Origin of the sequence: Allobosea sp. 47.2.35 (assembly GCF_024655635.1) — a bacterium.
GTDB lineage: Bacteria > Pseudomonadota > Alphaproteobacteria > Rhizobiales > Beijerinckiaceae > Allobosea.
Genome location: NZ_JANLGI010000012.1, coordinates 73,484 through 93,358 on the forward strand (window position 1 = coordinate 73,484; position 19,875 = coordinate 93,358).

Here is a 19,875-nt window from a genome sequence, read left to right on the forward strand (position 1 = left end):
CTGACCCCATGACCACGATGATTCAGGTCGAGAACGTCGCCAAGACCTTCACCCTGCACAACCAGGGCGGAGCGCGTCTGCCCGTCTTCGACAACGTCAATTTCCATGTCGAGGCCGGCGAAGCGCTGGTGCTCGCGGGCGCGTCCGGTGCCGGCAAGTCGAGCCTGCTGCGCATCCTCTACGGCAATTACAAGCCGACTTCGGGCGCGATCCGCATCACCCATGCCGGGCGCCCCGTCGATATCGTCGCCGCCGTTCCGCGCACCGTGCTCGACATCCGCCGCCGCACGCTTGGCTTCGTCTCGCAGTTCCTGCGCGTGATCCCGCGCGTCTCGACGCTCGATATCGTCCGCGACCCGCTGCTGGCGCGCGGCGCCACGCCGGAAACCGCGACCGAGCGCGCCAAGGCCATGCTGGCCCGGCTGAACCTGCCGGAGCGGCTCTGGAACCTCGCGCCCGCCACCTTCTCCGGCGGCGAGCAGCAGCGCGTCAATATCGCCCGCTCCTTCGTCGATCCCTCGGCGATCATGCTGATCGACGAGCCGACCGCTTCGCTCGACGCCGCCAACCGCGACGTCGTCGTCGAGCTCATCGCCGAGGCGCGCGCCGCCGGCGCGGCAATCGTCGGGATTTTCCATGACGAGGCGGTTCGCGAACGCGTCGCGACGCGCTATCTCGACATCACTGCTTTCCGGAAGGCCTGACGATGCAGACCGTTCTCACCAATGCCAAGCTGATCCTCGAGAACGAGGTCGTCACCGGCACGATCGCTTTCGACGCGAGCGGCATCACGGCCGTTGACCAGGGCAAATCCTCCCTGCCCGGCGCCATCGATCTCGGCGGCGACTATGTCGCGCCCGGCCTCGTCGAAATGCACACGGACAACATGGAAAAGCATTTCATGCCTCGGCCGAAGGTCTTCTGGCCGAACGGGCTGGCAGCCGCGCTTGTCCATGACGCGCAGATGGCGGCAGCTGGTGTCACCACGGTCTATGACGCGGTCTGCGCCGGCACGCCCTTCTCGGCCAAGGATTATCGCAAGGACATCTTCGCCGACGTGATGAAGTCGCTGGCCTATGGCCAGAGCGAAAACGTCTTCCGCATCGACCACCGCATCCACATGCGCTGCGAGCTGACGAGCCCGGGACTTCTCGCCGATATCGCTCCCTATCAGGATGACGAACTGGTCCAGCTCGTCTCGTTGATGGACCACACGCCCGGCCAGCGCCAGTGGCGCGATCTCCAGCACCTCAAGACGTATGCTGTCGGCAACGGCAAGACGGTGGCGGAGTTCGAGGAGGACGTCGAAATGCGCCAGCGCGAAGGCGCCGCCAATGTCGCGAAGAACTGGCAGGCCGTGGTCGATATCTTCCGCGCGCGCGGTATCCCGCTCGCGACCCATGACGACACGATTCCGGAGCATGTCGAGGAGGGGGTCGCCTCGGGCGCGGTTATCTCGGAATTCCCGACCACGGTCGAGGCCGCCGCCGCCGCCAAGCAGCACGGCCTCGCGACGGTCGCGGGCGCGCCGAACGTCGTGCGCGGCGGCTCGCATTCCGGCGGTGTTTCGGTATCGGAACTGGCCGAGAAAGGCCTGCTCGACGGGCTCTCCTCGGATTACGTCCCGGCGAGCCTGCTGCAGGCCGTGGTCAAGCTCAATGCCGACCATGGCATCGCGCTTCCCGAGGCAATGGGCATGGTGACCTGGAAGGTCGCCGACATCCTCGGCCTCCGGGATCGTGGCCATCTCAAGACCGGCCTGCGCGCCGATCTCGTCCGCTTCAAGGTGCTGGGTGCGACGCCGGTGATCGCCGCGGTCTGGTCGCAAGGCGAGCGCGCATTTTGAGCAAGCCGCGCTACGCCGTCTATTACGCCCCCGCTGCCGAGAGCGCCCTCTGGGGCTTCGGCAGCGCGACGCTTGGCTATGACGCGCTGACCGGCGAGGACCTGCCTTTCGCGGCTCCGCCGGGATGCGATCCGGCCCTGTGGCCGGGTTTCACCGAGGAGCCTCGCCGCTACGGCTTCCACGCCACGCTGAAGGCGCCCTTCGAGCTGGCCGACGGCCGCAGCGAAGAGCAGTTGCGCGCCTTCGCGCGCAATCATGCCGCCGGGCTCGACGCCGTGGAATTGGCGGGCTTGAGCGTCACCGCGCTCGGCTCCTTCGTGGCCCTGACGCCCTCCGAACCCAGCGAGGCCCTGCAGCGCTTCGCTTTCGCGATCGTGCAGGCCTTCGAGCTTTTCCGGGCTCCGATGTCCGAGGGCGACAAGGCAAGGCGCCTCAAGAACCCGCTGACTCCGGCGCAGCACGCCTATCTCGAAGCCTATGGCTACCCCTATGTCGGTGACGCCTTCCGCTTCCACATGACACTGACCGGCTCCCTGCCGGGAGAGCAGACGGGCCCCGTGAAGCAGGCACTCGAAACCGCCTATGCAGCGGCGCTTCCAGCCGGCCCGGTCAGGATCGACCGTTTCGCGCTGTTCAAGCAGGACGATCGCGCCGGCCGCTTTCGCCTGCTCGATTCCTATTCTTTCGGTTAGGAATTATGCCCGCCGAGAGCGCGCAGGACGGCCAGCAGCTCCGCCGCCGCCTCGGCAACACTACGGTCATTCATGATCGTCACGATCTCGGCGCGCTCCGCCGTCAGGGGCGCCTCACGCTTCAGCCGCGCCGCGATATCGGCCTCGCTCTCGCGCCCGCGCGCCGCCAGCCGCTGCGCCAGCACCGCGACCGGGGCGGTGATGTTGAGCACGACCACGCGTTCCGCCAGCCGCTCGGCGACCGCGATCGCCGCGCGCGAGACATTGACGATCACCACCGCACCCACGCCGATGCCCGTGAGTTCGGTCACCGGGACGCCGTAGCTCAGCCCATGCGCTCGCCAGCTCAGGGCGAGGCCGCCATCGGCTTCGATCGCGCGAAAGCCAGCCTCGTCGCAGGAATCGTGATCCTCTGCACCGGCCATGGCCGGCCGGGTGATCAGGCGGCGGGCGAAGCGATAGCGCGGATCGGCCGCGAGCTCGGCCCGCGCCGCGTCCATCAGCGTGTCCTTCCCCGCTCCAGAGGGGCCGACCACGAGAACGAGCACGCCCGCCTGCAGGGCAGGAATCGCGATATCAGGAGAGGATGAGGACATGGCCGCGAAGAAACTGGGACTCGAACCGCTGATCGACCCGACCGCCCAGGTGAGGCAGGCGACGCTCGGCCGCTACACCGCGATCGGTGCGCGCACCAGCTTCGCCGAGTCGACGATGGGTGACTACTCCTATGTCGTGAACGACGCGAATGTCATTTACACGACAATCGGCAAGTTCTGCTCGATCGCGGCGATGACCCGGATCAACCCCGGCAACCATCCGATGCACCGGGCCAGCCAGTCGCACTTCACCTATCGCGCCGCCGCCTATTTCGACGATGCCGAAGATGACGAGGCTTTCTTCGACTGGCGTCGGGCGCATGCGGTGACGATCGGCCACGATGTCTGGATCGGACATGGCGCGATCATCCTCGCCGGCCGCTCGATCGGCACCGGTGCGGTGGTCGCGGGCGGCGCCGTCGTCACCAAGGATGTCGCGCCCTACACCATCGTCGCGGGCAATCCGGCCAGGCCGGTGCGCCGCCGATTCGCCGAGAATATCGCGGAAAGATTGCAGGATCTCGCTTGGTGGGACTGGGACCATGCCCGGTTGAGGACAGCCCTCGCCGATTTCCGCCACCTCTCCGTCGAGGATTTTCTGGAGCGACACGAAGGCAGCTAGAATCTGATTTATCTCATTCCAGTTGCAGATTTTTTTGCGATCGGCGGCAGTATGGCGCAGGCCTCAACCATGGGATAACACGCAACATCGCTGTAGAAATTGACCCAGATCAAGACATGCCCTCATAGGTTGTTAACCTTGCTGGGCCATGGTTGGCCTCCGGCGGGAACGGTTCCGCCCGAGGCTGGGGACCTCCTGATGACGGCAATGGATCATCTCGGCAAGCGGCTTGCCTTCATGCAGCTCGGCCCGGAAGCGCAGGCGCGCATCCGCGATGTCGGCGACGCCCTTGGCGCGTCCGTTCCGGGCGCGCTCGACGCCTTTTACGCGCAGTTGCGCGCCTTCCCGGAAACGAAGGCGTTCTTCAGCAACGAGCAGCATATCGAGGGCGCCAAGCAGCGCCAGGCCAGGCATTGGGGTGGCATCGCCACCGGCAAGTTCGACGAGCAATACATCGGCGCCGTCACCCAGGTCGGCAAGGTCCATGCCCGCATCGGCCTGGAGCCACGCTGGTATATCGGCGGCTATGCCCTGATCATCGAGAAGCTGCTCGCCGGCGTGCTGGAAGCCCGCTGGCCAAAGAACGCGCTCGGCAAACGCATGCCCGGCGCCGCCGAGCGCTCGGCCGAGATCGCCGCCATCGTCAAGGCGGCGATGCTCGACATGGACTATGCCATCACCGTCTATCTAGAAGCCTCCGAGGAGGCGCGGCTGAAGGTCGAGGCGGAAGCCCGCGCCCTCGAACAGGCCAAGGCGGCCGAGCGTGAGCAGGCCATCGCCTGCGTCAGCCAGAGCATGGCGGCGCTGGCCGATGGCGATCTGACCTATCGCATGAGCGCCGAGATCCCGGCCGAATATTCCGAGATCCGCGACCATTTCAACGGTGCGATGGCGCGCCTCCAGGAGATGGTCGGCACGATCAAGGCGACTTCGGCCGCGATCGCCTCCTCCTCGCAGGAGATCAGCACCGGTGCGCAGGACCTGTCGATGCGCACCGAGCAGCAGGCCTCGGCCCTTGAGGAGAGCGCGGCGACGACCGAGCAGCTCGCGGCCTCGGTCAAGACCTCGACCCAGGCCTCGCGCGAATCCGTCACGCTGGCCGACGAAGCCCGCAATGTCGCGCGCACCGGCGGCGATATCGTCCGCGAGGCCGTCGAGGCGATGGCCCGGATCGAGGGCGCCTCGAAGCGCATCTCGGAAATCACCGACGTGATCGACGGCATCGCCTTCCAGACCAACCTGCTGGCGCTCAATGCCGCCGTCGAGGCTGCCCGTGCCGGCGATGCCGGGCGCGGCTTCGCCGTCGTCGCGGCCGAGGTCCGGGCCTTGGCCCAGCGCTCGGCCGGCGCCGCCAAGGACATCACCGGCCTGATCTCGTCCTCGGACGCCGAGGTCGCCGAGGGCGTCAAGCTCGTCCGCCAAGCCGGCGAGACGCTGGACCAGATCGTCGCGGCCTCGGCCAAGGTCTCGAGCACGGTCGAGGAGATCGCCTCGGCTTCGAGCGAGCAGGCCAACGGCATCGACGAGATGAGCCAGACCGTCAGCCACATGGACGAGATCACCCAGCAGAACGCTGCGCTGGCCGAGGAAAGCGCCGCCTCGGCGAAGGTCCTGCTCGACCAGATCGATCAGCTCAACCGGCTGGTCTCGGCCTTCCGGACCGAGCAAGGCGGCGCGATCAGCAGCGTGAGCGCGGCCCGGCGGCGCGCGGCCTAGGCCTCTTCGTCTGGCGGCAAGCCCTACCGGGCGAGCCGCCAGACCGAACTGCGCTTGATTTCCGCATCTTCCAGAGCGCGCGTCACCGGCACCTCATAGGTCGCGAGCGCTTCCAGTCTTTCGCGTGGCAGATAGCTGCGGCCGGGATCGCCGATCAGCACCGTCGCCCCGCGCGCCGACAACCCTTCCAGCCAAGCGATCACCCGCTCCGCCATCTCGCGCTCGTAGCAGACATCCCCGGCGCAGATGACGTCCCAGCCTTCGTCGCGGCCGATCAGGTCATCGCAACGCAGCGCCACCGTGACGCCATTGGCAGCCGCATTGATGCCGATAGCCGCTGCCGCGAAGGCATCGATATCGCAGGCCTCGACCGGCCCGGCCCCCGCCTTCGCCGCCGCGATGGCGACGAGGCCCGAGCCCGAGGCGAAATCCAGCATCCGCCGCCCGGCGACGATCTGCGGATTGTCCAGCAGGTAGCGCGCCAGGGCCTGCCCGCCGGCCCAGGCAAAGGCCCAGAACGGCGGCGGCAGGCCAATCACGGCGAGTTCGTCCTCGGTCTTCTGCCAGAGTTCCGTCGCCTCCTCGGCGACGTGCAATGCGATCTCCGGCGCATGCGGCACCGGCAGCAGCCTTGTATGAGAGCGGATGAAGGCTTCGCGATCGAGCACTGCTTCGCCGCTCATGTCGCAGCGTCCGGCGCGGTGCGTCCCAACAGGCCAAGATAGAGCGCCTTCACGCCATTCATCACGTCGCGCTCGGTATGGCCATCGAGCAGCCGCGCACGCGCGCTCTCGCCCATCCGTTCGGCGAGGCGTGGCGCGCCTGCGAGGGCGACGAGCGCCCGGGCCAGCGCCGCGGCATCGTCGGACGGGACCACCATGCCGTCCTGTCCATCACGGACGAAGCTGCGGCAGCCCGGCACGTCGGTCGTCAGGATTGCCCGGCCGCAGGACGCCGCCTCCAGGATCGTACGCGGCAAGCCCTCGCCGCCTCGCGAGGGCAGGATGCAGAGATGATGCGCCTTCCAGACGCCCTCGATATCGCGCGTCGGCCCGGCCCATTCGACCCCAGGCCGCGCCGCCCATTCCTTCAGCGTCGTCTCCGGGATGGCCTTAGGATTGGACGGATCGGGCGCGCCATGGATGGTGAGCGTGACCTTGGCGCCCTCGGCCCGCGCGAGCCGGACCGCCTCGACGGCAAGATCGACGCCCTTGGACCAGAGCATGCGAGCGACCAGCGCGACCTTGAGCGGCGGCGCCGGCGGCATCGGCGTGGGCATCAGGATCAGCGGGTCGACGCCGGCACCGCCAACGATCGCGACCTTGCTTGCGTCCTGCGGATCGAGCCCCAGCGTCACCGGGTCGTCAGGATTTTCGAACAGGAAACGCACCTGCGGCCCGTCGATGGCGCCACGCAGCCAGGTGATCGCCGCAAAGCGCGCCATCGCCGCGAGAGCACCCTGCTTCGCACCGAGGAAGCCGAGCCCGGTCAGGGCATAGACCCGCCGCTCGACACCCGCGAGCTTGCCGGCAAGCCCGGCGAGCGCGATCGGCTTCAGCGCGATGCAATGCAGGATATCGGGCTTTTCGGCTGCGATCAGGCGCTTCAGCGCCGTGACCTGCTTGAACAGCGCCCGCGGATCAAGGCTGCGCCGTTCCGCCTCCAGTCCGATCAGCCGGGCGCCGGTCGCCTCGATCACGCGCCGATGGCTGCGCTCGCGCGCGATCACCGCGACGTCGAAGCCGAGTTCGCGCGCCGCCCGCGCCATCGGCAGGAAATGCGAAGCGAAGAACCAGTCCTCGGTGGCGACGAAAAGGAGTTTCGGGCGCGGCATCGCGCCATCAGGCCGATGCGGCAAAGAAGGTCAAGCCCGCTTGCGCCTCATGGCCGCGCGGTCGCGACCGGCAGCACGCGGGCGAGCGCCGTCGGCGGATCGATCCGCCCGGCGCCATAGACCGGGTCCCGCCCACGCGAGCCGAGATCGGTCGCGCTCTCGGCAAGCACCCGGCGGGCGCTGTCCGTATCGAGCTCCGGCTGCTTTTCGAGCAGGAGCGCGACCAGCGCCGTGACATGGGCGGCAGCGATCGAGGTGCCGGAGGTGAAGGCATAGCGCCCGCCGGGCTCGGCCGTCAGGACGTCGACGCCGGGCGCTGCGATCGCGACATAGGCGCCGCGATTGGCGTCGCTGAAGACCTTGTCCTCGGCGTCGGTCGCCGTCACCGCGATCACGCTCGGATCGGCGCCGGGATAGAGCGGGGCCGACCGGGCGCCGCCATTGCCGGCGGCGGCGACGGTGATCACGCCGCGCTCCTTCGCGCCGGCCAGCGCCTTCGACAGCAGGCGGTCCTGCGGGCCGGCGAAGCTGAGATTGACCACCTTGGCACGCTGCTGGACGATCCATTCGAGCGCGGTCAGAATCTGGAATGACTTGCCGTTGGCCGAGGCTGCCTGCGGGCCGCCGAAGGCACGGGCGACAATGAGGAGAGCCGCCGGAGCGATGCCCTGAAGCTCACCATGAGCGACGATCGCGGTGGCCATCGAGGTGCCATGGGCATGCGGCGTCGCCAGCCCGTCGATCGCGTCGAGATAGCCGAGGACGGAACCCCGAATCTCCGGATGCTCCATATCGACGCCGGAATCGATCAGGCCGACGCGGATATTGCGTCCCTGAGCGAATTTGCGCGCCTCGCTCAGGCGCAACTTGTCGACCACATATTGCGGCGGCAGCATGCGCCGCACCGCCGCATTGCCCCGCGCCGCCGTCGCAGGATCGGTCACCCGCCCCCCCTGCACAGGCGCAGGCGCGCTCGCATCCGAGGACGCGGTAGCCGGCCCCGGTCTGGATAGCGAATCCTGTTGCAGCTCGAAGAGGAAGTTCGGCTGCGCTCCGGCGATATTGGCGTCGTCGCCCATTTCGGTGAGCACGGCGCGCAGATCGCGCCCCGCTTCGAGCTTGGCCCGGATGATGGTGACGCCGGCCAGATCGAAGCGCTGGCGTGCGATCAATGTCGCGCCGTAACGACGCAGGACGGCTTCAGCCTCGACATTCGGCGCGAGCTCGAACAGCACCTCATCAGGGACGAACCGGTTCTCGTCGAGCGCCGGAACGATGCTGCGCTGGGCCCGTGGCTGCAGCCAGGAGCCCGGCGGCACGCGCATCGAACGGTTGGTTCCACCGGCAGCCGGCTGCTGCGGGCTCGTCGTCGGCGCGATGCGCTTGCCGTCGCCAGTCCCGCCCGCTGTCTGGGCGAAGGCCAGCCCCGGCACGAACACAAGCGCGCATGCGAGAAGGCTGGCGCCGACAAGGCACCGAACCGAGGTTTTCCGGCGGGCGAACGGGGACGGCAGCATGACCTGACCCTTCTGCGACGACGACATCATGCCATGGCGCCCAGCAACCGCGCCAGCCGGATCACGGCGCCGGCGCGACGAAGCTGACGATGGCGCTCTCGCCCTTCATCCGCGCTGCGATCGCATCGACCTGGGCGGAGGACAGCGAGGCGTCGCCGACACGCACCTTGAAGAAACCGTTGGCGCGCGGGCCATCGACCACCGAGGCGTCGAAGCGCTTGAAGAAGGAGGCGATCTCGCCGGCCCGCGCCTCAGGCGAGAAGCTCAGCAGGACATAGCTTTCCGAAGGCCGTGCGCCAGGAGCCGAAGCGGTCTGGAAACCGGGGCCGCCATCACGCAGCGCAAGCCCGGTGATCGCCACGCCCTGCAACGCGATGAGGGCGATCGCCGCAGCGCTGGCATAGGCGAGGCGGCGCGGCGACTGCGCGGCGAGCAGCCCGCCCAGCCAACCGAGGAAGCCGCGGCTACCCTCCTGGGCGCGGGCTAGAAGAGGCACCGGACGGGCCTCGGCCTCGATCCCGGCCATCAGCTTTTCGAGCGCGTTGTGAGAGGGAGCACCGAGGCTCTCGTTGAGCAGAACCGTCTCGGCCATGTCGTCGCGGATAAGGTCGAGCCGGGCGGCAAGCTCTGCATCGGTCGCAAGCGCGGTTTCAACGCGGCGCTTGTCGGCGTCGGAGATCCGGCCATTGGCGTAGAAGGGCAGCAGCTCCTCGAGCTCGCGGCGCTTCGGATCGCTGGCGATGCTGTCGTTCATCACGCCACTCCCTTTGCGGCGGAGCCGCGCCTGATAAAATCGGAAATCTTACGGCCAGCCGCGGTCGATGCCGGCCGCCTTGAGCATCTCGCCCAGCTTCTTGCGGGCGTGGAAAAGTCTGGTCTTGACGGTGTTCTCGGGGATCCCGACGATCCGCGCGACCTCCTCGACGGAAGTCTCGTGGTAATAGACGAGGTCGATGACCTCGCGATGCTCGGCCGAGAGCCGTTCGAGGCAGGCACGGATGGCGAGACCCTTGTCCTGCTTCTGCAGCACGATCTCGGGGCCGTCGGCATCGTCCTCGAGGCTTTCGGCATAATCCTCGTCCAGCTCGGCATCGCGGCGCTTGCGCAGCAGCGACCAGGCCTTGTTCCGGGCGATGGCGAGCAGCCAGGTCGAGACCGAGGCGCGCGCCTCGAACCGGTCCGCCTGTCGCCACAGATCCATGAACACGTCACTGATCACATCCTCGGCAAGCGTCTCGTCGCGGACGAGCCGCAGCACGAAACGGTAGACCCGCACCTGATGCCGCGAAAACAGCACCTTCATCGCGAGCCGGTCGCCGGAGGCGATCCGTTTGACGAGATCCTCGTCCGATTCCGTATGCATTGCCCCTCGAAGGCCAGGCATCCCGGCTCGCATCCAGTTGTCGCGGCGAGCGGGGAAAAGGTTCAACCCGGCGCGCACATTAATCTGCATGCGCGGATTTGCCGATAGGCCGGCGCGGATCGGATAGGAGTTTTTTGCCCGAAAAGCAGCCATTGCGCGGGGCGGGCGTTGCCAACGCGGTTAAGCAGACATGAAAAGGGGCGCTCGCTGCGCCCCAAATCGCATTCATCGCTATGCGGAAATTCCCGGCGTCAGCGGCGCTTGCCCGCCGTGCGCATCTGCATGTACTGCACGGCTTCCAGCAATACCTTGCGCGGACGCTCGGCATCGCGCTTGGCCTGCTCGGCCTTGCGGGCGGCTTCGCGGGCGAGCTCTTCCTGGCGCTTCTCTTCTTCGATGCGCGCACGCTCGATCGCTTCCAGGCGCTCCTTCTCGGCCCGGATCTTCGCCTTCTCGGCTTCGCGCTCGGCGCGAGCCTGGGCGATGGCTTCCCGCTCCTCGCGTCGCTGCACCATCACCGGGTCGTCGGCCTTCGGCCGGGCCTGGAAACGCTCGAGCAGCGCCTTCTTGGCATTGGCGGAATTGGACTGGCGGTCGGTAAAGCTGCGGTCGTTCGGGTTCTTCAAGGGTGATCTTCTCTCGGGTTGTTACGGGCGTTCATCGGCCTGCGCGGGCGAGATAATCCAGATCCGGCCGGATTGGTATCGAAATCGACGCGCGGCAGCCCCGCTTCCAGCGCTTATCGGGCGGCAGGTCCTGCATACTGCACGCTTCAAACGCATGAGAACGGCAGGATCGGCACCCATCAAGCGGGCGGGCCAAGCCCTGCATATGGGCAGCCCGCACTGCCCTGTCAATGCAAACGGCCCGTGGCGGGCGGTATTGGCGCCTGAAAAGCAGCTCTATGCTTTACAAGCGCCGCATTTTCCCCAACAGGCAGGGCGACTGCCGCAACAACGTCGTGCTCCCGTGAAGACGCCTCAGCTCTCCGATTTCCGCCGCATCGTCGTCAAGGTCGGCTCCAGCCTGCTCGTCGACCGCAGCCGCGGCCGCCTTCGCCATGCCTGGCTCGCAGCGCTGGCCGAGGATCTCGCCGACCTCCACCAGCGCGGCGCCGATGTCCTCGTCGTCTCCTCCGGCGCTATCGCGCTGGGGCGCACCGTGCTCGGACTGCCCTCCGGGCCCTTGCGGCTGGAGGAAAGCCAGGCCGCTGCCGCCGTCGGCCAGATCGCGCTCGCCCGCAACTGGGCCGAGGCGCTCGGCGCCCACGGCCTCACCGCCGGGCAGGTGCTGTTGACGCTGGCCGATACCGAGCAGCGCCGCCGCTATCTCAACGCACGCGCGACGCTCGGGCGCTTGCTCGACCTGCGCGCCATCCCCGTCATCAACGAGAACGACACCGTCGCCACCACCGAGATCCGCTACGGCGACAATGACAGGCTCGCGGCGCGGGTCGCGACCATGGCCGGCGCCGACCTGCTGGTGCTGTTCTCCGATATCGACGGGCTCTATACGGCCCCGCCCGCGAAGGACCCGGGGGCGCGGCATATCCCCGTCGTCGAGCGCATCACGCCGGAGATCGACGCCATGGCCGGCGGCGCGGCCTCCGAGCTCTCGCGCGGCGGCATGCGCACCAAGATCGAGGCCGGCAAGATCGCGGCGGCCGGCGGCACCCATATGCTGATCGCCGACGGCCGGGCCAAGAACCCGCTCGCCAGCGTCGCCGAGGGCGGCCGCTGCACCTGGTTCCTCACCGCCTCGACCCCCGCCACCGCCCGCAAGACCTGGATCGCCGGCTCTCTGGAGCCGCGCGGCACGCTGCATCTCGATGCCGGCGCGGCCCGTGCGCTACGCGGCGGCGCGAGCCTGCTGCCGGTCGGCGTCACCCGGATCGAAGGCGAGTTCGCGCGCGGCGACGCCGTGCTGATCCGCGATCCCGAGGGACAATTGCTCGGCCGCGGCCTCGTCGCCTATGACGCCTCCGAAGCGGCTCTGGTGCTCGGCAAGGCCTCCCGCGACATCGAGACCGTGCTGGGCTATCCCGGCCGCGCCGAGATGATCCACCGGGACGACATGGCGCTCGGGCTGGGCTAAGCTTTCTCACGAGCCGGCTTTTCCCGGCGGCGATCGGACTGAACAAGATGACCGGCGACAGCGCCTTGCGCATCATCGCGACGAACGAGACCGCCGATATCGGCAGCGTCATGCAGGATGTCGGCCGCCGCGCCCGCGCCGCCGCACGCAAGGTCGCGCTGAGCCCGGCCGAGCTGCGCAACGCAGCTCTCCTCGCCATGGCCGATGCGTTGCGCGCCCGCAGTGCCAGAATCCTCGCCGCCAATACGCAGGATCTCGCCGATGGCAAGGCCGCGGGCCTGAGCGCCTCGTTCATGGACCGCCTCGCCCTCGACGAGAAGCGCCTCGTCGCCATTGCTGACGCCGTCGCCGAGGTCGCCGACCTGCCCGACCCGCTCGGACGGGTTCTGGCGGAATGGACCCGCCCCAACGGCCTGCGCTTCGAGCGCGTCGCGACGCCGCTCGGCGTCATCGCCGTGATCTTCGAGAGCCGGCCGAATGTCACCGCCGATGCCGGCGCGCTGTGCCTGAAGAGCGGCAACGCCGCGATCCTGCGCGCGGGCTCCGATTCCTTCCGCTCCTCGACCGAGATCGCCGCCGCCATGCGCGAAGGCCTGGAGGCCGCCGGCCTGCCCGGCGACGCCATCCAGCTCGTGCCGACGCGCGACCGCGCCGCCGTCGGCGACATCCTCTCGGGGCTCAACGGCAATATCGACGTCGTCGTGCCGCGCGGGGGAAAAAGCCTCGTCGCCCGCGTCCAGAGTGAGGCGCGCGTGCCGGTCTTCGCCCATCTCGACGGCAACTGCCATGTCTATGTCGACGCGAAGGCCGATCTCGCCATGGCCCGCGATATCCTGCTCAACGCCAAGCTCCGCCGAACCGGAGTCTGCGGCGCGGCCGAGACACTGCTGGTCGACGAGGCCTGCGCAGCGACCCATCTCGCCCCGCTCGTCACCGCGCTGCTCGATGCCGGCTGCGCCGTGCGCGGCGATAAGGCGGCCCGTGCCGTCGATGCGCGCGTGACCGCCGCCACCGAAGAAGACTGGGCGACCGAGTTTCTCGACCGGATCATCGCGGTGAGGGCCGTGCCCGGTCTCGATGCCGCGATCGACCATATCGAGCGCTACGGCTCGCATCACACCGATGCGATCGTCACCTCCGACGCGGTCGCCGCCGTCCGCTTCCTCGCCGAGGTCGACTCCGCGATCGTCATCCATAACGCCTCGACCCAGTTCGCCGATGGCGGCGAGTTCGGCTTCGGCGCCGAGATCGGCATCGCCACCGGCCGCATGCATGCGCGCGGGCCGGTCGGCGTCGAGCAGCTCTGCTCCTTCAAATACCGCGTCCATGGCGCGGGCCAGACCCGGCCCTGAGACGAAGCCCGGCGCATGACGAGCGAGCTTCCGCGCCTGCCGTCCCGGCTGCCCTCCTTCACGCCCGGCCTGCGCGTCGGGCTGTTCGGCGGCAGCTTCAACCCGGCCCATGACGGGCACCGGCTGGCGAGCCTCACCGCGCTCCGCCGCCTCCATCTCGACCGTGTCTGGTGGCTGGTCACGCCCGGCAATCCGCTGAAGGACAACGCGAAGCTGCCTTCGCTCGCCGAACGGATCCGGCAGGCACGTGCCGTCGCCGGCCATGCACGCATCGATGTCACCGGCGTCGAGGCGATGCTGCGCACCCGCTACACTGCCGATACGCTGCGCGCGCTCAAGCGGCGCTGCCCCGGCGTGAACTTCGTCTGGATCATGGGCTCCGACAATCTCGCCGGTTTCCACCGCTGGAACGAATGGCGCACTATTGCCCGGATGATGCCGATCGCGATCATCGACCGGCCAGGCTCGACCCATAGCGCGATGGCCTCGCCCGCCGCCAACTGGCTCTCGCGCTGGCGCTTGCCCGAGAACCGGGCCGCAAGCCTGCCACGCCTGCGGCCTCCGGCCTGGGTCTTCCTGCATGGCAAGCGTTCGACGTTATCCTCCACCATGCTGCGCAAACAGGCCGGCCGCGATTGAACTCCGGCGCCTTCCGGCTTATTTTGGACCCATCGCGCCAACCGCGCATCAGGATCGAGAGGATACGTCACTGACCCGTCAAACCCTTGGTGAAGCCGAGCCGAAGCCGCTTCCCCAGGCCGCTATCGCGGACAATCCCTCTGCCGATAGCATCGCCCTTGCCCAGCGTGTCCTGGAGGACATGAAGGCCGAGGACATCACGGTGATCGACCTCGTTGGCAAAACGTCGCTGGCCGACGCGATGATCATCGCCTCGGGCAACGTCAACCGCCATGTCGCGGCCATCTCGGATGCCCTGATCGAAGCCCTGAAGGCGTCCGGATTGCCGACGCCCAACGTCGAAGGCATGCCTGCCTGCGACTGGGTGCTGATCGATACCGGTGACATCATCATCCACGTCTTCCGGCCCGAAGTGCGCCAGTTCTACAATCTCGAGAAGATGTGGGGCACCGACCGGCCGAACGAACGCCTCGACAGCTGACGTCGTCTCCGGATGCGGCTCGCGGTCATCGCCGTCGGCCGGCTCAAGGATGGGCCGGAACGCGAACTCTGCGAGCGCTATCGTGAGCGTGGCGTCGCGCTGGGCCGCGGCATTGGCTTCAGCGGCCCCGAGATCGTCGAGATCGCCGAGGGCCGGGGCCGCCGCTCCGAGGAGCGCAAGCGCGAGGAGGCGCAGGCCATCCTTGCGAAGGCGCAGCCCGGCCTGATCATCGCCCTCGACGAGCGCGGCCGCCAGCTCGGCAGCGAGGCCTTCGCCAGCCGCCTCGCCGGCGCCCGTGATTCCGGCACCGGCCATGCCAGCCTGATCATCGGCGGTGCCGACGGCCTGAGCGAGGAGATTCGCGACAAGGCTGACATCACGCTGGCCTTCGGCGCCCTCACCATCCCGCACCAGATCGTGCGCGCGCTCGTGCTCGAACAGCTCTATCGCTCGATGACGATCGTCTCCGGTCACCCCTATCATCGCGTATGAGCTCGCTGATTCGCCCCGGACTGCGCGGCCTGTGCCTTGCCGCCCTGCTGGCGACATCAGGTGCCGCGCTCGCCCAGACGCCGCAGCCCGATCCGGAAGCCCTTCAGCGCGAGGCGATGCAGAAGCTCGTCGAGAAGCAGGCGCGCGAGAGCGAGCTCAAGGCGATCGAGCAGCGCCTCGCCGGCAACACCGAGGCCCGCGCCGCGCTTGAAAAGGAAATGGCCGCGATCCGAGCGGACCGCGCCGCCCTGAACAAGGCCCTGCTCGACACCACCGCGCGGACCCAGGCAGCCGAGGAGCGGCTTGGTGCGCTGGAGACAAGGCTCGCCCTGCTGCAATCCAGCGAGACCGCGATCCGCCGTTCGCTCGACGGCCGGCGCAACCTGATCGCCGAGGTGCTGGCCGCGCTGCAGCGCATCGGTCGCCGCCCGCCGCCTGCCGTGCTGGTCCGCCCCGAGGATATCCTGGAGGCCGTGCGTGCCTCGATGCTGCTCGGCGCCGTCGTGCCGGACCTCAGGCAGGAGGTCGAGATCCTCGGCACCGACCTCGCCGAACTCGTCCGCCTGCGCAACGGCATCGCCACGGAAAAAGGCCGGATCGGCACCGAGATGGAGCAGATCGCAGGCGAGCGCCAGCGTCTGGCATCCCTGATCGAGGCAAGGCGCGAGCGCGAGGCCAATGCCGCCCGGGATGTCGAGCAACAGGCCGCGCTCGGCAAGGAACTTGCCGGCCAGGCCCGCTCGATGCGGGACTTCGTCGAGAAGATCGAAAAGGAAATCTCCGTCGCGAACAAGGCGGCCGATGCCGCCCGCCAGGCGATCGAGCAGGAGACGCGTGAGCAGCGCGAGCGCATGACGGCACTTGCCTTCAAGGACCCCGCGCGGCTCGCCCCCAAGATCGCCTTCGCCGAGGCGAAGGGATTGCTTTCCCTGCCGGCGGCAGGATCACGATTGCGTGGTTTCGGCGATCCTGACGGCGCTGGCGGCACCATCCGGGGGATTTCTCTGGAAACCCGCGCCAACGCCCTAGTTTCGGCGCCTTCCGACGCTTGGGTGGTGTATGCGGGACCGTTCCGCTCGTTCGGGCAACTCTTGATCCTGAACGCGGGCGGAGGATACTACATCCTGCTGGCCGGCATGCAGCGGATCGACGTTGCGCTCAATCAGTTCGTGCTGGCGGGAGAGCCGGTTGCGACGATGGGCGAAACGTCGGAAGCTGCGGCGACGACAGTAGGGGTGGGAACCGGGCAGCCGGTTCTGTATATCGAATTCAGGAAAGACGGCGTCTCGATCGATCCGACGCCGTGGTGGACGAAATCGCAAGGCGAAAAGGTTCGCGGATGATGCGCAAGGTTTCCCTCGTTCTCGCCGGCGCCATCATGGGCGCGGGCCTGACCGGTCTCGCCACCCAGACCAGGCTGCTGAGCTCGACCAGCGCGGTCGCGGCCTCGGCCGAGGTCTACCGCAGCCTGAACCTCTTCGGCGACATCTTCGAGAAGATCCGCACCGATTACGTCGACAAGCCCGACGAGCAGAAGCTGATCGAGGCCGCCATCAACGGCATGGTCTCCTCGCTCGACCCGCATTCGTCCTATCTCGACTCCAAGTCCTTCCGCGACATGGACACCGACATGCGCGGCCAGTTCGGTGGCCTCGGCATCGAGGTGACGATGGAGGACGGCGTCCTCAAGGTCGCCAAGCCGATCAAGGACACGCCCGCCTCCAAGGCCGGCATCCTCGCGAACGACATCATCCGCCAGATCGACGGCCAGGAGGTGAAGGGCCTCTCCCTGACCCAGGCGGTCGAGAAGATGCGCGGGTTGATCAACACCCAGGTCACCCTCAAGATCGACCGCCCCGGCAAGACCGAACCGCTCGAATTCACCCTGACCCGCTCGACCATCGTCGTGCCGGCCGTCGAGGAGCGCGTCGAGGGCGATATCGGCTACATTCGCATCGGCACCTTCTCCGAGCAGACCTATGACGGCCTGCGCAAGGCGATCGAGAAGACGACGAGCGAGATCGGCGCCGACAAGCTCAAGGGCTTCGTCATCGACCTCCGCAACAACCGCGGTGGCCGCCTCGACCAGTCCGTGCTGGTCTCCGACGCCTTCCTCGATCGCGGCAAGATCGTCTCGACCCGCGGCCGCAATGCCGAGGAGACCCAGGTCTTCAACGCCAAGTCGGGCGACCTGACCAAGGGCAAGCCGGTCGTGGTGCTGATCAACGGCTCGTCGGCCTCGGCGGCCGAGATCGTCGCCGGCGCCCTGCAGGACCACAAGCGCGCGACCGTGATGGGCACGCGCTCCTTCGGCAAGGGCTCGGTCCAGACCGTGATCCCGCTCGGCTCGAATGGCGGCCTGCGCCTGACCACGGCGCGCTACTACACGCCGTCGGGCAACTCGATCCAGGCCAAGGGCATCACGCCGGATATCGAGGTCCAGCAGGACATCCCGCAGGAGATCAAGGACAAGCTCGTCGAGAACAAGGGCGAAGCCGCGCTCAAGGGCCATCTCAAGGCCGGCGAGGGCGAGGAGCAGTCCGGCTCGAGCTCCTACGTCCCGTCCGACGCCACCAAGGACACCCAGCTCATCGCCGCGCTGAACCAGCTGCGCGGGGTCAAGACGGGTGCTGCGGCCGCCGCCGACAAGCCCGCCGCTCCGGCCGCGCCCGCGACGACCGAGGCGCCCAAGCAGCCGAACTGAGCCTGCGGGCGCTCCAGACGCCTTCGCGAGAGCCGATCCGGCTCTCGGTTCCAGACCGTGAACGCGTGTCCGATCAGATTGCGATGCGATCTGATCGGCGCGTACTCTGGCGCGCGGGCTGCTGATTCGGGTCCGTATCGCAATTTCGAGGACGGCCTCTCCCGGCCGGAACGCCGCTGACGGAGCTCAATCGACCGCTCGGCCAGGATTGCCCGGTGGCCTCTGGCAGGCCCTGGGGTCGCTGGCTCGCGACGGCGGCGGCCGGCTGCGTCGGCGCGGCTATTCTCGGGCTCGTGCTGACGGTCGCGCTGCGTCGTGACCCCGATGGCGGCGAACCGATGGCCGTGGCCGCGATCGAGAAGCGCGCTGCCCCGGTCTCATCCGCTCCGGCCAATCCCGGCCCGGTCGCGGCGACGCCGCAGGGCCCGGCCAGCGCAGCCCAGCTCGAGCACAGCGCGGGCGTGACCGTGACCCGCGCCGGCGAAGATGCGCCGGAAGCCATCGTCATCACCATTCCCGACGAGGCCCGTACGCAGAAGCTCGCGACGGCCCCCGACAATCACCTTGTCGAGCGCTCGCGCTACGGCCTGCTGCCGAAGGTTGGCCCGGAGGGCGCAACCCCAGCCAAGATCTATGCCCGCCCGCTCGGCCCCGAGCCTGCGACCAAGCCGGCCGGGCGCATCGCGCTGCTCGTCGGCGGGCTCGGCATCAGCCAGAGCGGCACGGCCGATGCGATCGCGAAGCTGCCCCCGGCCGTGTCGCTCGCCTTCGCGCCCTACGGCACCGAGCTCGAACGCACCGTCCAGCGCGCCCGCGGCGAAGGCCACGAGGTCTTCCTGCAATTGCCGATGGAGCCCTTCGACTATCCCGACAACGATCCCGGTCCGCATACGCTGCTGACCGGCCCGAAGGCACCCGACAACCTCGACAAGCTGCATTGGGCGCTCGGCCGCTTTACCGGCTATGTCGGCATCGTCAATTTCCTCGGCGGCCGCTTCACGGCGGACGAAGGCGCCCTCTCCCCGGTCCTGCGTGAGCTTGCGGGCCGCGGCCTGATGGTCGTCGATGACGGCTCCTCCCCGCGCAGCCTGCTCGCCGGCTCGGCCGATCGTGCCCGCATTCCCTCTCTGAAGATCGACCGCGTCATCGATGGCGTCACCCGCCCCGACGCGATCGACAAGGAACTGGCCGCGCTCGAAAACCTCGCCCGCGAGCAGGGCGTCGTTGTCGCTGCCGCCAGCGCGCTGCCGGTCTCGATCGAGCGGATCAACCGCTGGGCACAGTCGCTGGAAGCCAAGAAGCTCGTCATCGTCCCGGTCAGCGCGGCCCGCGGCTTCCGCTCGCCCAAGAGCACCGGATCGATCGGCACGGGATCGACCAAGCCCACCGGATCGCAGCAATGACCGACAAGGCCCCCGAAGGCTATCGCCCCTGCGTGGGCCTGGCCCTGTTCAATGCCGAGGGCCTCGTCTTCGTCGGCCGGCGCGCCGACAAGACCAAGCGCGAGCATGTCGCGCCCGGCCATGCCTGGCAGATGCCGCAGGGCGGCATCGACGCGGGCGAAACGCCGCTGGAAGCCGCGCGCCGCGAGCTTGCGGAGGAGACCAATGTTACCTCGGTCGAGCTTCTCGGCGAGGCGCCGGGCTGGCTCGCCTATGACCTGCCTGTCGATATCGGCAAGGAAGCCTGGAAGGGCCGCTGGCGCGGCCAGGCCCAGAAATGGTTCGCCTTCCGCCTCACCGGCTCCGAGGACGAGATCAACATCCTGACACCGGCCGGCGGCCACAAGCCGGAGTTCGACGCCTGGCGCTGGGCACGGCTCGCCGAAACCCCGGAGCTGATCATCCCGTTCAAGCAGGATGTCTACCGGCAGGTCGCCCGGCATTTCGCGCCCTTCGCCGACGCTGCCGAGAGAAGGCGCTGAGGC

Annotated in this window: 21 protein-coding genes; 14 read left to right on the forward strand and 7 right to left on the reverse strand. The window is 68.3% G+C overall.

Annotated elements, in window-relative coordinates; all coding sequences use genetic code 11:
• Nucleotides 1-8: 8 nt before the first annotated feature.
• From phnL to NUV79_RS15750, 3 genes are read left to right on the forward strand one after another with little or no spacing between them, the layout of a single operon-like run.
• Complete coding sequence (gene phnL / locus NUV79_RS15740) at nucleotides 9-704, forward strand: phosphonate C-P lyase system protein PhnL (RefSeq protein WP_257734042.1); 696 nt, start codon at nucleotides 9-11, stop codon at nucleotides 702-704.
• Nucleotides 705-706: 2 nt separating this feature from the next.
• A complete protein-coding gene (locus tag NUV79_RS15745; protein ID WP_257734043.1) occupies nucleotides 707-1,846 on the forward strand; it encodes an alpha-D-ribose 1-methylphosphonate 5-triphosphate diphosphatase in 1,140 nt (379 codons plus the stop codon).
• Nucleotides 1,843-2,538 carry a DUF1045 domain-containing protein gene (locus NUV79_RS15750; protein ID WP_257734044.1) on the forward strand — a complete coding sequence of 232 codons (696 nt, stop codon included), beginning with the start codon at nucleotides 1,843-1,845 and terminating at the stop codon, nucleotides 2,536-2,538. Before NUV79_RS15745 ends, NUV79_RS15750 begins: the two co-directional genes overlap by 4 nt.
• On the opposite strand, the gene phnN is transcribed toward NUV79_RS15750, so the two are convergent.
• Entirely contained in the window at nucleotides 2,535-3,134 is a 600-nt protein-coding gene (gene phnN, locus NUV79_RS15755; RefSeq protein ID WP_257734045.1) for a phosphonate metabolism protein/1,5-bisphosphokinase (PRPP-forming) PhnN, read from the reverse strand. The genes NUV79_RS15750 and phnN overlap by 4 nt on opposite strands.
• Here phnN and NUV79_RS15760 point away from each other — a divergent pair.
• Together NUV79_RS15760 and NUV79_RS15765 are read left to right on the forward strand one after the other, a co-directional pair.
• Nucleotides 3,133-3,756 carry an LbetaH domain-containing protein gene (locus NUV79_RS15760; RefSeq protein WP_257734046.1) on the forward strand — a complete coding sequence of 208 codons (624 nt, stop codon included), beginning with the start codon at nucleotides 3,133-3,135 and terminating at the stop codon, nucleotides 3,754-3,756. The two genes, phnN and NUV79_RS15760, sit on opposite strands and share 2 nt — an antisense overlap.
• Nucleotides 3,757-3,954: 198 nt before the next feature.
• Nucleotides 3,955-5,472, forward strand: a complete 1,518-nt coding sequence (locus tag NUV79_RS15765; protein ID WP_257734047.1) for a globin-coupled sensor protein — start codon at nucleotides 3,955-3,957, stop codon at nucleotides 5,470-5,472.
• A gap of 23 nt (nucleotides 5,473-5,495) precedes the next feature.
• Here the strand turns inward: NUV79_RS15765 and NUV79_RS15770 are convergent, their stop codons facing one another.
• From NUV79_RS15770 to NUV79_RS15795, 6 genes are all read right to left on the reverse strand, one after another.
• Nucleotides 5,496-6,155, reverse strand: coding sequence for a class I SAM-dependent methyltransferase (locus NUV79_RS15770; protein ID WP_257734048.1), 660 nt, complete (start codon nucleotides 6,153-6,155; stop codon nucleotides 5,496-5,498).
• Nucleotides 6,152-7,306, reverse strand: a complete 1,155-nt coding sequence (locus tag NUV79_RS15775) for a glycosyltransferase family 4 protein (RefSeq protein ID WP_257734049.1) — start codon at nucleotides 7,304-7,306, stop codon at nucleotides 6,152-6,154. The genes NUV79_RS15770 and NUV79_RS15775 overlap by 4 nt, the downstream gene beginning before the upstream one ends.
• Before the next feature lie 47 nt (nucleotides 7,307-7,353).
• Nucleotides 7,354-8,823 (reverse strand): S8 family serine peptidase, encoded by a 1,470-nt coding sequence (locus NUV79_RS15780; protein ID WP_257734050.1) that lies wholly within the window; start codon nucleotides 8,821-8,823, stop codon nucleotides 7,354-7,356.
• 61 nt (nucleotides 8,824-8,884) lie between these two features.
• Complete coding sequence (locus NUV79_RS15785; protein ID WP_257734051.1) at nucleotides 8,885-9,577, reverse strand: anti-sigma factor family protein; 693 nt, start codon at nucleotides 9,575-9,577, stop codon at nucleotides 8,885-8,887.
• 48 nt (nucleotides 9,578-9,625) lie between these two features.
• Nucleotides 9,626-10,186: a sigma-70 family RNA polymerase sigma factor gene (locus NUV79_RS15790; RefSeq protein ID WP_257734052.1), complete on the reverse strand. Its 561-nt coding sequence runs from the start codon at nucleotides 10,184-10,186 to the stop codon at nucleotides 9,626-9,628.
• A 251-nt stretch (nucleotides 10,187-10,437) separates the two neighbouring features.
• Entirely contained in the window at nucleotides 10,438-10,812 is a 375-nt protein-coding gene (locus NUV79_RS15795) for a DUF6481 family protein (protein WP_257734053.1), read from the reverse strand.
• 343 nt (nucleotides 10,813-11,155) lie between these two features.
• Between NUV79_RS15795 and proB the strand changes: the two genes are divergently transcribed.
• From proB to NUV79_RS15840, 9 genes are all read left to right on the forward strand, one after another.
• Nucleotides 11,156-12,280, forward strand: a complete 1,125-nt coding sequence (gene proB, locus NUV79_RS15800; protein WP_257734054.1) for a glutamate 5-kinase — start codon at nucleotides 11,156-11,158, stop codon at nucleotides 12,278-12,280.
• Nucleotides 12,281-12,390: 110 nt separating this feature from the next.
• Nucleotides 12,391-13,632, forward strand: coding sequence for a glutamate-5-semialdehyde dehydrogenase (locus NUV79_RS15805; protein ID WP_257734126.1), 1,242 nt, complete (start codon nucleotides 12,391-12,393; stop codon nucleotides 13,630-13,632).
• Between the two features lie 15 nt (nucleotides 13,633-13,647).
• On the forward strand, nucleotides 13,648-14,271 hold the full coding sequence (locus NUV79_RS15810) for a nicotinate-nucleotide adenylyltransferase (protein ID WP_257734055.1): 624 nt from the start codon (nucleotides 13,648-13,650) through the stop codon (nucleotides 14,269-14,271).
• Nucleotides 14,272-14,422: 151 nt separating this feature from the next.
• Complete coding sequence (rsfS, locus tag NUV79_RS15815) at nucleotides 14,423-14,752, forward strand: ribosome silencing factor (RefSeq protein WP_082617706.1); 330 nt, start codon at nucleotides 14,423-14,425, stop codon at nucleotides 14,750-14,752.
• Between the two features lie 12 nt (nucleotides 14,753-14,764).
• On the forward strand, nucleotides 14,765-15,244 hold the full coding sequence (gene rlmH, locus NUV79_RS15820; protein WP_257734056.1) for a 23S rRNA (pseudouridine(1915)-N(3))-methyltransferase RlmH: 480 nt from the start codon (nucleotides 14,765-14,767) through the stop codon (nucleotides 15,242-15,244).
• Nucleotides 15,241-16,587: a murein hydrolase activator EnvC family protein gene (locus tag NUV79_RS15825; RefSeq protein ID WP_257734057.1), complete on the forward strand. Its 1,347-nt coding sequence runs from the start codon at nucleotides 15,241-15,243 to the stop codon at nucleotides 16,585-16,587. Before rlmH ends, NUV79_RS15825 begins: the two co-directional genes overlap by 4 nt.
• Nucleotides 16,587-17,948 carry a S41 family peptidase gene (locus NUV79_RS15830; protein WP_257734058.1) on the forward strand — a complete coding sequence of 454 codons (1,362 nt, stop codon included), beginning with the start codon at nucleotides 16,587-16,589 and terminating at the stop codon, nucleotides 17,946-17,948. Before NUV79_RS15825 ends, NUV79_RS15830 begins: the two co-directional genes overlap by 1 nt.
• A 215-nt stretch (nucleotides 17,949-18,163) precedes the next feature.
• Complete coding sequence (locus NUV79_RS15835; protein WP_257734059.1) at nucleotides 18,164-19,351, forward strand: divergent polysaccharide deacetylase family protein; 1,188 nt, start codon at nucleotides 18,164-18,166, stop codon at nucleotides 19,349-19,351.
• Nucleotides 19,348-19,872: an RNA pyrophosphohydrolase gene (locus tag NUV79_RS15840; protein ID WP_257734060.1), complete on the forward strand. Its 525-nt coding sequence runs from the start codon at nucleotides 19,348-19,350 to the stop codon at nucleotides 19,870-19,872. Before NUV79_RS15835 ends, NUV79_RS15840 begins: the two co-directional genes overlap by 4 nt.
• The last annotated feature ends 3 nt before the right edge of the window (nucleotides 19,873-19,875 follow it).

Excerpts from the sequence above, each read along its gene's own strand:
- phnL (WP_257734042.1), top strand. The coding sequence starts at position 9 with ATGACCACGATGATTCAGGTCGAGAACGTCGCCAAGACCTTCACCCTG.
- NUV79_RS15745 (WP_257734043.1), top strand. The coding sequence starts at position 707 with ATGCAGACCGTTCTCACCAATGCCAAGCTGATCCTCGAGAACGAGGTC.
- NUV79_RS15760 (WP_257734046.1), top strand. The coding sequence starts at position 3,133 with ATGGCCGCGAAGAAACTGGGACTCGAACCGCTGATCGACCCGACCGCC.
- phnN (WP_257734045.1), bottom strand. The coding sequence starts at position 3,134 with ATGTCCTCATCCTCTCCTGATATCGCGATTCCTGCCCTGCAGGCGGGC.
- NUV79_RS15765 (WP_257734047.1), top strand. The coding sequence starts at position 3,955 with ATGACGGCAATGGATCATCTCGGCAAGCGGCTTGCCTTCATGCAGCTC.
- NUV79_RS15770 (WP_257734048.1), bottom strand. The coding sequence starts at position 6,155 with ATGAGCGGCGAAGCAGTGCTCGATCGCGAAGCCTTCATCCGCTCTCAT.
- NUV79_RS15775 (WP_257734049.1), bottom strand. The coding sequence starts at position 7,306 with ATGCCGCGCCCGAAACTCCTTTTCGTCGCCACCGAGGACTGGTTCTTC.
- NUV79_RS15780 (WP_257734050.1), bottom strand. The coding sequence starts at position 8,823 with ATGCTGCCGTCCCCGTTCGCCCGCCGGAAAACCTCGGTTCGGTGCCTT.
- NUV79_RS15785 (WP_257734051.1), bottom strand. The coding sequence starts at position 9,577 with ATGAACGACAGCATCGCCAGCGATCCGAAGCGCCGCGAGCTCGAGGAG.
- NUV79_RS15790 (WP_257734052.1), bottom strand. The coding sequence starts at position 10,186 with ATGCATACGGAATCGGACGAGGATCTCGTCAAACGGATCGCCTCCGGC.
- NUV79_RS15805 (WP_257734126.1), top strand. The coding sequence starts at position 12,391 with ATGCAGGATGTCGGCCGCCGCGCCCGCGCCGCCGCACGCAAGGTCGCG.
- NUV79_RS15810 (WP_257734055.1), top strand. The coding sequence starts at position 13,648 with ATGACGAGCGAGCTTCCGCGCCTGCCGTCCCGGCTGCCCTCCTTCACG.
- rlmH (WP_257734056.1), top strand. The coding sequence starts at position 14,765 with ATGCGGCTCGCGGTCATCGCCGTCGGCCGGCTCAAGGATGGGCCGGAA.
- NUV79_RS15825 (WP_257734057.1), top strand. The coding sequence starts at position 15,241 with ATGAGCTCGCTGATTCGCCCCGGACTGCGCGGCCTGTGCCTTGCCGCC.
- NUV79_RS15830 (WP_257734058.1), top strand. The coding sequence starts at position 16,587 with ATGCGCAAGGTTTCCCTCGTTCTCGCCGGCGCCATCATGGGCGCGGGC.
- NUV79_RS15840 (WP_257734060.1), top strand. The coding sequence starts at position 19,348 with ATGACCGACAAGGCCCCCGAAGGCTATCGCCCCTGCGTGGGCCTGGCC.